At 58.6% G+C, this 13,363-nt stretch carries 16 protein-coding genes; 4 read left to right on the top strand and 12 right to left on the bottom strand.

The genetic code is table 11. The annotated features are described in order from the left end of the window. Nucleotides 1-21 precede the first annotated feature (21 nt). From ACYBHZ_RS15915 to ACYBHZ_RS15890, 6 genes are all read right to left on the bottom strand, one after another. Complete coding sequence (locus ACYBHZ_RS15915) at nucleotides 22-612, bottom strand: NAD(P)H-dependent oxidoreductase (RefSeq protein WP_460275276.1); 591 nt, start codon at nucleotides 610-612, stop codon at nucleotides 22-24. Then, nucleotides 609-2,030: an FAD-binding oxidoreductase gene (locus ACYBHZ_RS15910; RefSeq protein ID WP_460275275.1), complete on the bottom strand. Its 1,422-nt coding sequence runs from the start codon at nucleotides 2,028-2,030 to the stop codon at nucleotides 609-611. Before ACYBHZ_RS15910 ends, ACYBHZ_RS15915 begins: the two co-directional genes overlap by 4 nt. Nucleotides 2,031-2,034: 4 nt before the next feature. Continuing rightward, nucleotides 2,035-3,309 (bottom strand): cytosine deaminase, encoded by a 1,275-nt coding sequence (locus tag ACYBHZ_RS15905; RefSeq protein WP_460275274.1) that lies wholly within the window; start codon nucleotides 3,307-3,309, stop codon nucleotides 2,035-2,037. An 8-nt stretch (nucleotides 3,310-3,317) separates the two neighbouring features. Continuing rightward, nucleotides 3,318-4,172 (bottom strand): ABC transporter permease, encoded by an 855-nt coding sequence (locus ACYBHZ_RS15900; protein ID WP_460275273.1) that lies wholly within the window; start codon nucleotides 4,170-4,172, stop codon nucleotides 3,318-3,320. Beyond that, nucleotides 4,169-4,948 (bottom strand): ABC transporter ATP-binding protein, encoded by a 780-nt coding sequence (locus ACYBHZ_RS15895; protein WP_460275406.1) that lies wholly within the window; start codon nucleotides 4,946-4,948, stop codon nucleotides 4,169-4,171. Before ACYBHZ_RS15895 ends, ACYBHZ_RS15900 begins: the two co-directional genes overlap by 4 nt. 96 nt (nucleotides 4,949-5,044) lie before the next feature. Continuing rightward, complete coding sequence (locus ACYBHZ_RS15890) at nucleotides 5,045-6,040, bottom strand: ABC transporter substrate-binding protein (protein ID WP_460275272.1); 996 nt, start codon at nucleotides 6,038-6,040, stop codon at nucleotides 5,045-5,047. A 254-nt stretch (nucleotides 6,041-6,294) separates the two neighbouring features. Between ACYBHZ_RS15890 and ACYBHZ_RS15885 the strand changes: the two genes are divergently transcribed. Further along, nucleotides 6,295-6,690 (top strand): RidA family protein, encoded by a 396-nt coding sequence (locus ACYBHZ_RS15885; RefSeq protein WP_460275270.1) that lies wholly within the window; start codon nucleotides 6,295-6,297, stop codon nucleotides 6,688-6,690. A 48-nt stretch (nucleotides 6,691-6,738) separates the two neighbouring features. Here ACYBHZ_RS15885 and ACYBHZ_RS15880 read toward each other — a convergent pair whose 3' ends face one another. From ACYBHZ_RS15880 to ACYBHZ_RS15870, 3 genes are all read right to left on the bottom strand, one after another. Next, on the bottom strand, nucleotides 6,739-7,680 hold the full coding sequence (locus tag ACYBHZ_RS15880; protein WP_460275269.1) for a PHP domain-containing protein: 942 nt from the start codon (nucleotides 7,678-7,680) through the stop codon (nucleotides 6,739-6,741). A gap of 132 nt (nucleotides 7,681-7,812) precedes the next feature. Then, a complete protein-coding gene (locus tag ACYBHZ_RS15875; protein WP_460275268.1) occupies nucleotides 7,813-8,442 on the bottom strand; it encodes a nucleotide-binding protein in 630 nt (209 codons plus the stop codon). A gap of 3 nt (nucleotides 8,443-8,445) precedes the next feature. Next, a complete protein-coding gene (locus tag ACYBHZ_RS15870; protein ID WP_460275267.1) occupies nucleotides 8,446-8,610 on the bottom strand; it encodes a hypothetical protein in 165 nt (54 codons plus the stop codon). A gap of 279 nt (nucleotides 8,611-8,889) precedes the next feature. On the opposite strand from ACYBHZ_RS15870, the gene ACYBHZ_RS15865 reads away from it, so the two are divergent. The 3 genes from ACYBHZ_RS15865 (at nucleotide 8,890) to ACYBHZ_RS15855 (ending at nucleotide 11,711) form a co-directional block, all read left to right on the top strand. Beyond that, on the top strand, nucleotides 8,890-9,843 hold the full coding sequence (locus tag ACYBHZ_RS15865; protein ID WP_460275266.1) for a 2-hydroxyacid dehydrogenase: 954 nt from the start codon (nucleotides 8,890-8,892) through the stop codon (nucleotides 9,841-9,843). 181 nt (nucleotides 9,844-10,024) lie between these two features. Next, complete coding sequence (locus ACYBHZ_RS15860; protein ID WP_460275265.1) at nucleotides 10,025-11,236, top strand: MFS transporter; 1,212 nt, start codon at nucleotides 10,025-10,027, stop codon at nucleotides 11,234-11,236. A 193-nt stretch (nucleotides 11,237-11,429) separates the two neighbouring features. Beyond that, entirely contained in the window at nucleotides 11,430-11,711 is a 282-nt protein-coding gene (locus ACYBHZ_RS15855; protein WP_460275264.1) for a hypothetical protein, read from the top strand. A 96-nt stretch (nucleotides 11,712-11,807) separates the two neighbouring features. On the opposite strand, the gene ACYBHZ_RS15850 is transcribed toward ACYBHZ_RS15855, so the two are convergent. From ACYBHZ_RS15850 to ACYBHZ_RS15840, 3 genes are all read right to left on the bottom strand, one after another. Next, nucleotides 11,808-12,479: a L,D-transpeptidase gene (locus tag ACYBHZ_RS15850; RefSeq protein ID WP_460275263.1), complete on the bottom strand. Its 672-nt coding sequence runs from the start codon at nucleotides 12,477-12,479 to the stop codon at nucleotides 11,808-11,810. Between the two features lie 139 nt (nucleotides 12,480-12,618). Next, the gene (locus ACYBHZ_RS15845) at nucleotides 12,619-12,999 is read right to left on the bottom strand and encodes a helix-turn-helix domain-containing protein (RefSeq protein WP_460275262.1); all 381 of its coding nucleotides are present in this window, start codon (nucleotides 12,997-12,999) and stop codon (nucleotides 12,619-12,621) included. Continuing rightward, the gene (locus ACYBHZ_RS15840; RefSeq protein WP_460275261.1) at nucleotides 12,996-13,289 is read right to left on the bottom strand and encodes a type II toxin-antitoxin system HigB family toxin; all 294 of its coding nucleotides are present in this window, start codon (nucleotides 13,287-13,289) and stop codon (nucleotides 12,996-12,998) included. The genes ACYBHZ_RS15845 and ACYBHZ_RS15840 overlap by 4 nt, the downstream gene beginning before the upstream one ends. Nucleotides 13,290-13,363: the final 74 nt, after the last annotated feature.

The raw sequence follows: 13,363 nt of genomic DNA, 5'->3' as shown, positions 1-13,363 counted from the left end.
CGGCGTCTTGGAAGGTCTGCATCACATCGCCTCCATCTCACGCCGCACCTTTTCGAGATGCGCTTTGAGCTTCGGCTCCTCGTTGCGGTTCATGTCGTAGCAGGCGATGTATTTCTTCTTCGGCATGCCGCAAGCGTACCACACTGCGCGGGTGACGCATTTGCGGGGCGGATCGGCATTCATCATGGCGCGCCAGCGGGTGCCGCCATAGGTGGTGCAGGCGTAGAGCTTCTTGATGTTGGTGAGGCCCGGGCGGACCTTGCCGTCGATCAGCTTAAACGACACACCCGGCAGGAAAATCCGGTCGAGAAAGCCCTTGAGGATGGCCGGATAGCCAAAGTTCCACACCGGGAAGACCATGACCAGCGCATCGGCGGCCTGAAGCCGCTCGACATAGTCGCGCACCGGTTCGATATTCTCCGGCTCATCGTGATAGCCCCGGCGCCCTTCGGTGGTCAGGACCGGCTGGAAGCCTTCGGCGTTGAGGTCGCAATCATCGACCTCCCAGCCCGATTTTTTCAGGGTCTCCACGACCACCTCATGCACCGCCGCGTTGAAGGACTCAGAACAGGGGTGGGCGTAGAGGACAAGGACGCGTCCTTTGCTGCTCATTGTGCACCTTCGCTTTCCGGCTTCGGCAGGATTTTTGCGTAGGAATACATATCCGCATAATCGAAGTCCGGCTCGTCCCAAGCGATCATCTTGCCGGGGTTCAGAAGACCTTTCGGGTCCGCCTCGCGTTTGAAGTCGAGCTGGCGTTTGTCGGTGGACTGACGACCGCCTTCTTCAAGCGTGTAACGGTGCGGGTTGAAGATCATGCAATCCATCGCCTCGTGTTTGGCGACCAGATCGTCGAGCTGCGCCTTGTCTTTCGGGAAGACGATCGGCAGGCCCGCGAAGGACAGGCCCGCGCCCTCGCGCATCACTTCGAGGTGCATGTAAAGATCGTCTTTGAAGGTCTCGTAGGCGGTCATGATCTTCTCAATGTCATTGCCGTAACGGACTTGGAGATAGGTCAGGTCTTTCTCGAACTTGAGCGCACGCAAAGTGGTGTGGTTCCAGCCATATTCAAAGACCGGCCCCGGATGGCGGTCCCATTGCACGTCGTCAGAACGGTAGATGACTTCGCCGCCTTCAAAGCGATCGAGAAGCGTCTGGAACCCTGCCATGGAATGCGGGGCGACCATGACGCCACAGAGGTGATCGTTTTCGGTCACGTGTTTCTTGACGCGTTGGAAGTATTTGTAGGCGATGGGGGCGGCGTAGACCGAGGCGAGTTTGATCAGGATGCCCGGCTCAGCGGTCAGTTGGCCGGCGAATTCGGTGGCGGCGCGGAAGGTGTCAAAGCGCACGAACATCTCGACCCACTCATAGGCGGGTGCGAGCGGCATTTCGATCTCGGTGATGATGCCGTTGGTGCCATAGGCGTGGGAGACGCGGTGCAGTTCTTCGCCGGTGAATTCGAGCGCGCGGGGCTCGGCTTCCATGGTGATCACACGCAGACGGTCAATGTTGCCGAGATCGCGCAGCGCGCCCCAGTTGGCGGAACCGACCCCGCCGGAGCCGCCCGCGATGAAGCCGCCAAGCGAGGCCTGCGAATAGGTCGAGGGGAACATGCGCAGCTCTTGACCGGATTTCTCTTTCAGCTCGGCATCCATCTCCTTGATGATGATGCCCGGCTCAGCCACGACATAGCCCGCGCCGATTTCCTTGATCTTGTTCATCCCGGTGAGGTGCATGACGCAACCACCGGCCAAAGGCATCGCCTGACCGTAGTTGCCCGTGCCACCGCCACGGCAGGTGACCGGGACGTCATGTTTATAGCAGGTCTTGAGAACCTCGATGACCTCTTCCTCAGATTTCGGGTTCACCACGAAATCGGCTTGAAGATGGTCCATCTCGGCCTTCAGAACCGGGGAGTACCAAAAGAAGTCCCGCGATTTGTTGCGGACGGTGGCGGGGTTTTCTTCGATTTCCAGATGGGAAAGCTCGGCCTTACAGGCGGCGACGTTCGGTTTCATATCGGACATGGGATCAGCTCACGATTGCATCGAGTTCAGAGTAGGACGGCAGGGTGCGGTCGATGGGATCTCCGTCCCTGAGGACGACCCTGTCGGATTGCGGGCGGGCGAAAAGTTCGGTCCAGCCGCGTGCGTTGCAGATGACCAGATCGGCGGGAGCGCCTTCGGTCAAAGTCGGTGTGTCAAAACCACAGGCCTTCGCCGGGTTGGAGAGGAACGCCTGCACCCAAGGCTCGTCCGTGTGATCGAGATGGCAAATCCGGGTCGCCTCGCGCATCACTTCGATCATGTCCAAATCGCCATAGGCGTAGAACGGATCGCGTGTGTTGTCAGAGGCAAAGGACACGTTGACCCCTGCCGCGTTCAGCTCATGCGCCATGGTCACGCCCCGCCAGCGCGGCGTGCGGCCTTTGTAGCGGTCCTGCAGATACATGTTGCACATCGGCAGGGAGACGACGTTGAGACCGGCCTTGGCGACCAGCGCGATGATCTCTTCCGCGACCTCATCGGGCATGACGGAGATCGAGCAGCAATGGCCGACCGTGACGTTGTTCTTGAAGCCAAGCTCAAGCACCGTCTCGGCGATGGTGCGCAGCGTGTCGGAGGTGGGATCATCCGTCTCGTCAACGTGGAAATCCACGTCGAGATCGTAAAGCATCGCGTAATGGAAGAAATCGAGCAGACGCTCTTTCAGGTCCGGCACCGGGTAGGTGACCGAGCCGAGGATTTGCCCTGCATCAGCCACGATTTTCGCGATCGCGGGGAAGTCGCCCTGATCTTTGAAAATCTTGTCGATGGCGACGAGACAGGACGCTTGCAGATCGATCTTTCCGGCCCATTTCTCTTGCATCCGTTTGACCACGCCAAAAGAGGAGGAGGCGAGATCATCGAGGCTGTCGATATGGGTGCGGATGGCTTTCGTACCATGCGCATAGGCGCAGCGCATCGCGAAATCCATACGGGCCTCGACGTCCTTGGCCGTCCAGTTGGCATGGTCCGCGCGCACCGTTTCCAATGCGCCCATGAAGGTGCCGTCAGGATTGCTGGCGCGGGGCCATGTGTGACCCTTGTCGAGATGGGTGTGCATATCGACAAAGGCCGGGAAGACCATGGCCCCCTTCATGTCGATCACGGTTTCGGCCGGTTGCCCAGCGTCCGTTTGCGTGATCTTTCCGTCTTTGATCGTGAGATCGGTTTTGATGAGGTCGCCGGGCTGGCCGATGAGGCAGGCCGGGACCGTGACATTTCGAAGTGTCTTCGCGCCGCTGGGCAGAACGCAAAAGCTCATATAAGTCCTTATGACTCCCGTTTGATTGCACTTTCGTGCCATTTGTGCAGCAACATGTGGCTGAGAAGCGAGGCTGCGGTGAAGATCACGACCCCTGTGGCCGCGATCAGAAGAAGCGCCGCGAACATGCGCGGAATGTTGAGGCGATAGCCCGCCTCTAGAATGCGGAAAGCAAGTCCGGAGCCGATGCCCCCGGTGCCGGCGACATATTCGGCGACCACGGCCCCGATCAGGGACAGGCCACCAGCGATGCGCAGGCCACCAAGGAAATAGGGCAGAGCCGTCGGCAGTTGCAAGTAACGAAGACGCTGCCAGCGCGTCGCGCCGTAAATCTTGTAGAGATCGCGCAGGTTATGATCGGTCGAATTGAGGCCGAGCGTGGTGTTCGAGAGGATCGGGAAGAAGGCCACGATCCAAGCGCAGAGCAGAAGCCCCGCCAGACGGCTGTCGACATAGATGAAGATCAGCGGCGCGATAGAGACCACCGGCGTCACCTGCAAGATGACCGCGAAGGGATAGAAGGACATCTCGAAATAGCGCGACTGGGTGAACAGGATCGCAAGCCCCACGCCGCCGATCACAGCGACCGCAAGCGCCGCCAGAGTGATTTTGAGCGTCACCATAAGTGCGGAGGACAGCATCCCCCAGTCCTTGAACAGGGTCTCAAGCACGAGCCCCGGTCCGGGCAGAATATAGTGCGGGATATCGTTCCAGACGACCACCCGATCCCAGAGGAAAACAGCCAAGGCGATTACCACCACGGGCAGAACCCATTTCGCGATCCGCTCGCGTTTCTGGGCACGGGCGTAGCGGAGTTCTTCTTCATCGACCACAGGGGCCGTGTTCATATCGGTCGTGCTCATGCCGAAGCCCTCGCGCCATGTTCGTTCATTGCCGCATGCAGCGCCTCGGAGGCTTTGCGGCAGAGGTCTGCATATTCTGCCGAGGTGCGGAATTCTTCGGTGCGCGGGTAGGGCGCATCGACGGTGACCTCGGAAGACACGCGGCCCGGACGCGCCGCCATGACGACGATGCGGTCCGACAGGAAGACGGATTCAAACACAGAGTGGGTCACGAAAATCACCGTGCATTTGAGCTTCTCGCGCAGTTCCAGAAGGTCGTTGTTCAATTTGTGACGGGTGATCTCGTCGAGCGCCGCAAAGGGCTCGTCCATCAGGATCAGCCGCGGTTCGGTCACCAGAGCGCGGGCGATCGACACCCGCATCTTCATGCCGCCGGACAATTCGCGCGGGTAGCTTTTCTGGAATTTCTCCAGACCCACCATCTTGAGCGCCCACATGATCTCGTCTTGCACGTCGCGGATGGATTTGCCGCGCAGACGGAAGGGCAGCCAGACGTTCTGCTCAACCGTCGCCCAAGGCATCAGGGTCGGTTCCTGGAACACCACGCCCAGATCGCCGGTCTTCATGCCGCCGTCCCACGTAATATGACCGGAGGTTGGGCGCATCAGCCCGGAAATCAGTCGCAGGGCCGTGGATTTGCCGCAGCCCGACGGACCCAGAAGCGAAATGAAATCGCCTTGGTTCACGGTCAGGTTCATATCCTTGAGCGCTACGACATTGCCGTTGAAAACCTTGTCCACATTGGACATGTCCAACAGCTTTTCGCGCTGGCCCATGGGGGGAATGGAGGTGGGAGGGGTCATGTGCGTCTTTCGCGTCTTGGTCGGCGGGGGCGGAAAATGCCGCCCCCACGAGTGTCGTAAGACAGGGCCTTATTTCAGGTCCATGCCAACTTTTTCGTTGGTGAAGTCCAGCGTGTAGGCGGCGGAGTAATCCAGACCGGCTTCGATCACGCCCGCGTCGACCATCTTGTCGTAGAAGTCTTTGATCTTCTCATCGGTCATCGCACCGATGCCGAGCTCAAGCGCGTCGCCGCTGTCGACGATGCCTTCGGATTTCATTTTCTCGATGGCGTAGTCGATCTTATCTTGGGTCATGTCGGGGTTGTCCGCCATGATCATCTCGTTCGCAGCCGAGTTGTCATTGTAGAGGTAGTTGTACCAGCCTTTAGCGGAGCCATCGACGAAACACTTCACGGCTTCGGGGCTTTCGTCGATGGTCTTTTGCATCGTCTCGATGGTGGTCGCATAGGTCGAATAGCCGGCGTCCGCGATCAGGAAGACGTCGGGGGTAAAACCGCCCTCTTTCTCGATCACATAGGGCTCCGACGACAGGAACCCCTGCATGGATTTTGTCTCATCGGCGAGGAAGGGCGCCGGGTTGAACGTGTAGGGCTCGCGCTGTTCGATGGTGAAGCCGTAAGCGGCGATCATCCACTGATAGTAGGAGGCAAAACCGTTGTCGCCGATCAAAAGCGTGGTTTTCTTCAGGTCTTCGAAGGTCTCGGCAACGCCCGGGTGGGCAATGATGACCTGCGGGTGTTTCTGGAAAGTGGCGGCCACGGCCACGACCGGGATGCCTTCTTTCGCGGCGTTGAACGCCTGCAGAAGGTCGCCGCCCATGTGGAACTGGATCTTGTCCGCCATCATCAGCGCGCGGTTGTTGACCTGCGGTCCGCCCGGCTGAATGGTCACGTCAAGACCGCATGCGGCGTAGGTGCCATCGGCCACGGCTTGGTAATAGCCGCCGTGCTCGGCCTGAGCCAGCCAGTTGGTGCCGAAGGATACCGGCGTGAGGTCCGCTGCGAGGGCTGCGGTCGAGGTGGTCGCGGCAAGGGCAAGCCCCGCGAGGACGCGATTCATGGTCATGTAAATTCTCCGTGGGTGAAATTCCGCAGACCACGTTAGCGATCAGTTGAGGGGAGACGCACCGGGTGGCGTTGGGGGAAATTGCATACAATCCGCATATGCCTAAATTGCGTGCGATTTTCTGGCCATGTGGTCAAATTTAGAGCGATAGGCGGGAGTATCGCATCCGGGATTGTACACAATAGGGGCGCCTTCCGCTCCGAAGTGGCATGACAAATTGCGAAAAGCGAATCTCAAAGCAAAGGCCTGCGCTCATGACCACCCCCCTCACCCCCGCCTCCATCGCTGCCCCTTTCGGGGCCTATAATCATGGCGTCATGGGGCCTGCGGGCGGGCGGGTCATCGTGACCTCAGGTCAGCTTGGTCTCGCTCCTGACGGAAGTTGCCCCGAAGGGGTTAAAGCACAGGCAGAGCAATGTTTTGCCAATATCGACGCCATTCTGGCCGAGGCGGGCGCGGGGCGTGACTGTGTGCTGCGGGTGAGCGCTTTCGTGACGCGCCGCGAAGATTTCCCGACCTATATGGCGGTGCGCGATGCATGGCTCGAAGAGGTGGCCGTGAAACCGGCTTCGACTTTGGTGATCGTCACCGGGTTCACCCGCGAAGAGTTCAAGGTCGAGGTGGAAGTCACCGCAGTTGCGCCGGCCTAAGCACGGTTGCGGTTCAACCTTCATATCTGCCTGAATTTTGAGCGCGTTTTAGGATTTGCCCACGAAGCCGGGGTTCGAGATCGGGTTGGACCATGCCCGTTTGCCCGCGCGGTCGATCACGGTGACGCGCAGCCAAGGGCTGTTGTAAAGCCGGGGAAGCGGCACCTCGGCGCGGGTCATGCTGTCGCCGTGCACGGCGGTTGCGGCGGTCCCGTGACCCTGCACGATGACCGAAGAGACGGCGCTGCTTTCGACGATGACGCTGCCTTTGCTGGCCTCAACGTGGCGCAGTTCGGGGCCTTGGGAGCTGTAGAAATCGCCGCGCTTGAGCGCTTCCAGCAGCGCGTCCGGCGTTAGGTCTTCGGCTTTCACCATCACCCAGCCACCAAAATGGTCGGGCTCGGTGAAATGCGCATCGTCCGTGGCGATCAGGCTCAGGTCGCGCCCTTCAGACAAAAGCAGATCAGCATAAAACGCCCCGTCGGCCCGGTCACAGCCCATGGCGCAGCCGTGGTTGTAAATCTCGACCGCATGGGCCGCCTCGATGGAGCGCGCATCTGATAGGCTCATGCCTGACCATTGTGGGTGCGCGACGGCGACGAAAGCCCCCGCGTCGCGTGCGCGGCGTGCAATCTCCGGCCCGGTTTCCTGATCCTCGACAGGCAGGAAGCCCGGAGAGTTCGAAGGCTCGAAATCTGTGGGTAGACCGACCGCAAGAATATGCCAAAGCTCGCCGTTTTCCATCGCCCCGGAATGCAATTCAGCGCCCAGAAGGGTGGTGAAGCCAGTCTCCCGATACGGCAGTGTGTCGGCCAGCGGATAGCTATACATACCGATGAAATGATCGGTCAGTGCAATGAAATCATAGCCTTCCGCCTTGTAACGACGGCAGACCTCGGCGGGGTCCAGACAACCATCGGACAGCGTCGAATGCGTATGCAGGTTGCCGCGCCAGAAACGGCCGGGGGCGGTAAAGGCGGTGGGGATCATGGCAGGCTCCGTACTCAGTCAGGTCGATGTCCGGGCGGTCTAGTGCCCGGCCATGACATATGCGTGACAGATTGGCCGCATGCTGTCAGCCATCGATCATGGAGCCAGAGGTAGGAAAACTTGGGGGCAGGTTCAGAGCTTCACGCCGAGCCGTTTGAGTACGGGTTTCCACTGCTCTTTCATCGGCTGATATTTCGCCTGAGACTGATCAAAAATCGATAGGCCTTCGCGGGCCAGATCAATGTAAGCCGCGCGCTCCGAAATCATCGTCGCAAGCTCTTGCCCGTTGGCTTCGAGAAACTCCTTGAGCAGGCGCCCGTCCTTGCGGCGCGGGTCGATACGCGAGCCGATAGGGATGATGTCCACCTTTTCTTTGCGGATGCGTTTCAGATCGCTCAGGGATTTGAGGAAACGCTTGACTGCCAGCTCATCGAACATGGAGGCCATGATCGGCGTGATCATAACGTCGGCGTCTTTGAGAAGCACCTTGGCGGCATCGCTTTCAAGCCCTGCGCCGCTGTCGATCACCAGCCATTCGGTCTTTTTCGGCACCGAAGGCTGCGCGTTTTCGGACCAGTTCAAAACCGGGATATGGGCGGCATAGGCCGACCGCCGTTTGCCCCACATGCGCGCGGATTGCTGCGGGTCTGCATCGGCGATGGTCACGCGCTTGCCATTGGCTCGGAGAGCGGCTGCCAATGTGATTGCCGTCATCGTTTTGCCCGAACCGCCCTTGCTGTTGGCAACGAGAAGCGTTTTCACGGGTTACGATCCTTTCTTGGAATTCTTTTTTAAAAACTTGCGGATATGGTCGCGCAACTCGCGAGAGGCGGAGGTGTCCATGTCTTCGCACAAGGCCACGAACGCATCGCGGTCTTCCTTTGGCAGCCGAATAATAAGTGAACTGTCTTTTTTGTTTTTTGGAGCCATGATCATCCCCTTCATGCCTATACGGTGTATATACATGTGAGAGGTGAGGTCAAGGGATGGGGGCGGGAAACTTGCCTCGTTTACGTATGGGCATTGGCGTGCTCGTGATGTGATGCTTGTGTGTTTTTGCGCCGCTTTAGATCATGCGTGTCATATTTTTCGCGCAACTTACGCGGCTTTGGTTTTCTTATGCGGAAGGATCGCTTAGGAAAAATGCAACACCCGCGTTTTGCGGCCAAGTTTGCGCCCAAGTTTGCATCCTGAGAGGAGAGGCTGATCATGACCCACCCCGCCATTCTTATTTCCGCCCCGTATTTTTCCGATGACGAAAAAGCCCGGATCGAGGCGGTCGGCTCTGCGGTTTTGGCGGGCACGCCCGAGGCACGCGCGGCGATGTCGGATGAGGCGCGGGCGGCGGTGAAAGCCATTGCCAACAAGGGGCACAAGCCGATCGATGGGGCGACCATGGATCTGTTTCCGAACCTCGGGATAATCTCGCAATTCGGCGTGGGCTATGACGCCATCGACGTGGCTGCGGCGACAGCGCGCGGGATCAAAGTCACGAACACGCCCGACGTGCTCAACGAGGATGTGGCGGACCTTGCTTTGGCGATGATGCTGGCGTGGTCGCGTGAGATCGTCAAAGGCGATGCCTGGGTGCGGTATGGCACGTGGAAATCCGGTAAGGAATTGCCTTTGAACAGAAAAATGTCAGGTGCCGCCGTCGGGATCGCGGGCATGGGCCGGATCGGGCGCGCCATCGCGGATCGCTGCGCAGGCTTTGGCATGGAGGTGCATTACACCTCGCGCAGCGCCAAGGACACGCCGGAGGGATGGACCTATCACGGCGAGGATGTGGTGTCTCTGGCGCGTGCCGTGGAGTGGATGGTCGTCGCTGTCGTGGGCGGCGACAAAACCAAGGGATACCTGTCGCGTGAGGCGATTGAAGCGCTCGGCGCGCGCGGGGTGGTGATCAACATCGCCCGTGGCACCTGTATCGATGAAGAGGCGCTGATCGAGGCGTTGGAAACCGGTAAAATCGCAGGCGCTGCCCTCGACGTGTTCTACAATGAACCGCATGTGGACCCGCGCCTCATCGCGCTGCCCAACGTGCTTTTGCAGCCGCATCAGGCCTCCTCGACCGTGGAAACCCGCCGCGACATGTCGATTGCACAATGCGCCAACCTCATCGCGTTTTTTGAGGGCAAACCGCTGCCGACCCCGGTGAATTGACCCTGTCGGCAAAGCGTCGGACTTTTGTCGGATTATTGTCGGGCCGGGATGGGGGCTGTTGTGGTGTTGCGTTTTACAGTGTTGTCACGCGTTGCGCTTTAGGGGCAGGTTTGCGGATTTTTTGCCATTGATTTGTGATGCCTGAACTTACTTTTAGAAACATACCCTCTTTGGAGCTGCTATGACTTCCTCCTCAACTGTCCAGACCGTTAGCGTCCAGAAACGTCTGCCTATTCCTATCACAGTCTGGATGCTGGGTTTTGTAAGTCTACTGATGGACGTCTCCTCTGAGATGATTAACGCGCTCCTCCCGCTCTATCTTGCGGGCGGTCTGGGAGCGTCAGCCTTAGCGATTGGTTTCATTGAGGGCTTGTCAGTCGCGGTCGCCACCATGACCAAATTCCTATCTGGCGTGCTGGCCGATATCAGCAAGCGGGCAAAGCCGCTGGCGGTTCTAGGTTACGGGCTGGGGGCGCTGTCTCGCTTTGTTTTTCCCTGGGCTATTAGTTTGGACCAGATCGTTCTAGCGAAAGCCATGGATAGGGTAGGCAAAGGTATTCGTGGCACGCCGCGCGACGCACTGGTTGCCGCTGTGAGCCCGCCGGAGATCCGTGGGGCGAGCTTCGGGTTGCGGAAGTCGCTCGACGCCATCGGTGGTTTCCTGGGGCCGCTCGTTGCGGTGGGGGCAATGATCCTGCTCGCTGGAGACATTCAGGCGGTATTCTTGGTCGCGGTTATACCCGCAGCGCTCTGCATGTTCGTACTGATCTTCTTTGTGAAAGAACCAGCGGAAAACTACCCGATGAAGCGCGGTGACTTCCGGCTTTCTGATGCACTCAGGCTCAATCGTTCAGTCTGGGCCGTGATCGGCTTAGCCTCGATAATTATGCTGGCCCGGTTTAGTGAGGCTTTCGTGCTACTGAAGGGGCTTGAGGCGGGTTTCAGACCCTCATGGGTTCCGCTGTCGCTCATTATCATGCACGCCGCCTACGCCCTAACGGCGTTTCCTGTGGGGAGGGTGTCGGACCGGGTGGGAACGTTAGGCCTACTCATCTGGAGCCTTGGGTTCCTCATTGCTGGGCATCTGACGCTCGCGTTCGCTGCGACTGTATGGGGTTATGTGCTCGGGACCGTCTTTTGGGGGTTGCACATGGGGTTTTCGCAAGGATTGCTGGGCACAATGATTGCTTCCGCGACGCCGGACCATCTTAAGGGGAGCGCCTTTGGCACTTTCAATCTTGTGACCGGCTTGGTTGTACTTCTGGGAAATACGCTCGCCGGGTGGCTCTGGCAAAACGAAGGATCCGCAACACCCTTTCTCGTTGGAGCCGGCATTTCGATCATCGCGATGCTGTCGATCGCTGTGCGACAATTCTATGTGAACCGCGTCTGACCAAAAGGACTGCGTCGATGTTGGATACAAAGCTGGCCCTAACCGCACAAAGTTGATACACCTGACACCTCCATACTCCCAATTTCCCCACTCTGGCGTTTCGGTCACGCTCACGGGAAAGTTTCTGAGGGTCGTTTTCCTGTGCAAAAATACAGGGTAAGAGGGGGTAAGGACTGCGAAAGGATACCTTCGGATGAAATACGCTCTGGTGCTGACTGGACTTCTGACCCTGGCGGGCTGCGCTGCGCCGATGCCGAAAACCACCGAAGACGGTTATTTGATGGAGGTGCCGGAGAGTGTCATTGCATTGGCCGATCCGACACAGAACCTTTCCGCCGTGCAGCTGAACCCGGCGGACGGCTGCTATTGGTACAAGCACGACGGTCCGGTCGAGACCACGCTTTTGCCGCTGCGCGCGACCGATGGGCGTGTGATCTGTGCTCAGGTGCAGGAACCGCTTGAAACGGCGATGTGATCTGCGCCTCTGGTCGGTGTTACGAGACAAGTGTTTAGATACAAAAAGACGGCGGAGTGATCCGCCGTCTTTTTGCTTTGGGTCTGGCCTTTGGTATCAGCTTTCCGCCGTCACATAATGTTCGGCCGGGTAGAGATGCGCGGTCGCGCCGACTTCAGCACGCTCATAGAGGTCGATGACATGGGCCATGACCATGCGCACGCAGCCGGAGCTGGCGCGGGTGCCGATGGAACGCGGGTAGGGGGTGCCATGGATGCGCAGATAGGTGTCGCGGTTGCCGACATAAAGGTAGAGCGCGCGCGAGCCGAGGGCGTTCTGCGGGCCCGGATCCATACCATCGGCGAATTGTGCGTAAATCTCCGGCTCCCGTTTGATCATGTTCGCGGTCGGCGTCCAGGTCGGCCATTTCGCCTTGCGTTTGATTTTGTAGGTGCCGGGGGTGTAGAGCCCGTCGCGCCCGATCGCCACGCCGTAGCGCATCGCGGTCCCACCTTCTTCAATGAGGTAGAGATAGCGCGCCACGGCATCGACATGGATATCGCCGGGGGTGAGGCCGTAATTGGCTTCGACCCGTTGCGGCAGGAAACGGCTGTGAAGACCCCAGGGGTTCGAGGTTTCTAGGTTGAAATTTGCCGGAGTGACCTCCGCGTCCCAAGCATCCCAATCGCTTTTGGTTGCGGCCATGGCGGGGGAGCCGACCACCGTGCCAAGCGCTGTCGCAGAAAACAGCGCGGTGGAGGTCTGGATGAAATGGCGGCGTGTCAACATGGCTCGGTCCCTTTAAAGACAGCATACAGGCGCGGAAGAGCAGCTTTCCGCTTAGGTCCATACCTAGGGGAAACCCGCCGGAACGCAAGTTGTTCCGAGGGAAGTGTCCGAAATGTGTGGGGAGTGTGGTAAGAGGTGCTCAAACATCCAGATGGTATGGCTGAATCAGCGTGTCAGAAGGAATTTTCCATGCGGCATGGATTTTACGGATCATATCGAGGGACAGCCTGCGTTTGCGCGACATCACTTCGCTTGCACGAGGACGCGAACCTAGGACGTGCCCAAGCTCAGTGATGTTCTTGTGGGTTTCTTCCATGTAGAAAAAAAGTGCGTCGACCGGGTCGGGAGTCTCGATGGCGTGATGGCGATCCTCATAGCTTTCGATCAGGTCGGTGAGGACATCGAAGCGGTCGGCCTCCGCTGTTCCCGGCGCGGGCGGCGTGACGAAATAGGCCTCGATCTCAGAGAGGGCCCATGTCAGATCGTCTTCGGTTCTGATCGGTCGAATATTCTCCATCATATCTCTCCGGGGTCGATTGCGTCATAGTCTTCATGTGTTCCGACGAATTTGATCAGGACGCGATAATAGGGTGCGTATACGACATAGGCGACGACACGGTAGTCATTGCCTTTGACGTTAAAGACGATCCGGTCCCCGACTTTATCCGCCGAGTTGAAACTATTTCTGACATCGGCAAAATTCTCCCATTGTGCGGCTAGCACATGGTCATACCAGATCGTCAAAGGTTTCTCGGCCCGTGGGTGTTTGGCCCAAAATTCGCGTAATGTACGTTTCGACAGAACTCTCATGGCTTTGAGTAGTTCCCATTATGGGAATTGTCAAGAATAATTCCCATAGTGGGAATTGGTCGCCGCAAAGGAAA

It is taken from the genome of Celeribacter sp. ULVN23_4, from assembly GCF_054788345.1.
The sequence above is the reverse complement of the archived record's forward strand: the minus strand, read 5'-3'. Positions and strand labels throughout refer to the sequence as shown.

Coding starts and splice junctions, on each gene's coding strand:
- ACYBHZ_RS15870 (WP_460275267.1), bottom strand. CDS start 8,610: ATGGCTCCAAAAAACAAAAAAGACAGTTCACTTATTATTCGGCTGCCA.
- ACYBHZ_RS15885 (WP_460275270.1), top strand. CDS start 6,295: ATGACCACCCCCCTCACCCCCGCCTCCATCGCTGCCCCTTTCGGGGCC.
- ACYBHZ_RS15890 (WP_460275272.1), bottom strand. CDS start 6,040: ATGACCATGAATCGCGTCCTCGCGGGGCTTGCCCTTGCCGCGACCACC.
- ACYBHZ_RS15905 (WP_460275274.1), bottom strand. CDS start 3,309: ATGAGCTTTTGCGTTCTGCCCAGCGGCGCGAAGACACTTCGAAATGTC.
- ACYBHZ_RS15860 (WP_460275265.1), top strand. CDS start 10,025: ATGACTTCCTCCTCAACTGTCCAGACCGTTAGCGTCCAGAAACGTCTG.
- ACYBHZ_RS15840 (WP_460275261.1), bottom strand. CDS start 13,289: ATGAGAGTTCTGTCGAAACGTACATTACGCGAATTTTGGGCCAAACAC.
- ACYBHZ_RS15900 (WP_460275273.1), bottom strand. CDS start 4,172: ATGAGCACGACCGATATGAACACGGCCCCTGTGGTCGATGAAGAAGAA.
- ACYBHZ_RS15850 (WP_460275263.1), bottom strand. CDS start 12,479: ATGTTGACACGCCGCCATTTCATCCAGACCTCCACCGCGCTGTTTTCT.
- ACYBHZ_RS15845 (WP_460275262.1), bottom strand. CDS start 12,999: ATGATGGAGAATATTCGACCGATCAGAACCGAAGACGATCTGACATGG.
- ACYBHZ_RS15865 (WP_460275266.1), top strand. CDS start 8,890: ATGACCCACCCCGCCATTCTTATTTCCGCCCCGTATTTTTCCGATGAC.
- ACYBHZ_RS15880 (WP_460275269.1), bottom strand. CDS start 7,680: ATGATCCCCACCGCCTTTACCGCCCCCGGCCGTTTCTGGCGCGGCAAC.
- ACYBHZ_RS15915 (WP_460275276.1), bottom strand. CDS start 612: ATGAGCAGCAAAGGACGCGTCCTTGTCCTCTACGCCCACCCCTGTTCT.
- ACYBHZ_RS15895 (WP_460275406.1), bottom strand. CDS start 4,948: ATGGGCCAGCGCGAAAAGCTGTTGGACATGTCCAATGTGGACAAGGTT.
- ACYBHZ_RS15910 (WP_460275275.1), bottom strand. CDS start 2,030: ATGTCCGATATGAAACCGAACGTCGCCGCCTGTAAGGCCGAGCTTTCC.
- ACYBHZ_RS15855 (WP_460275264.1), top strand. CDS start 11,430: ATGAAATACGCTCTGGTGCTGACTGGACTTCTGACCCTGGCGGGCTGC.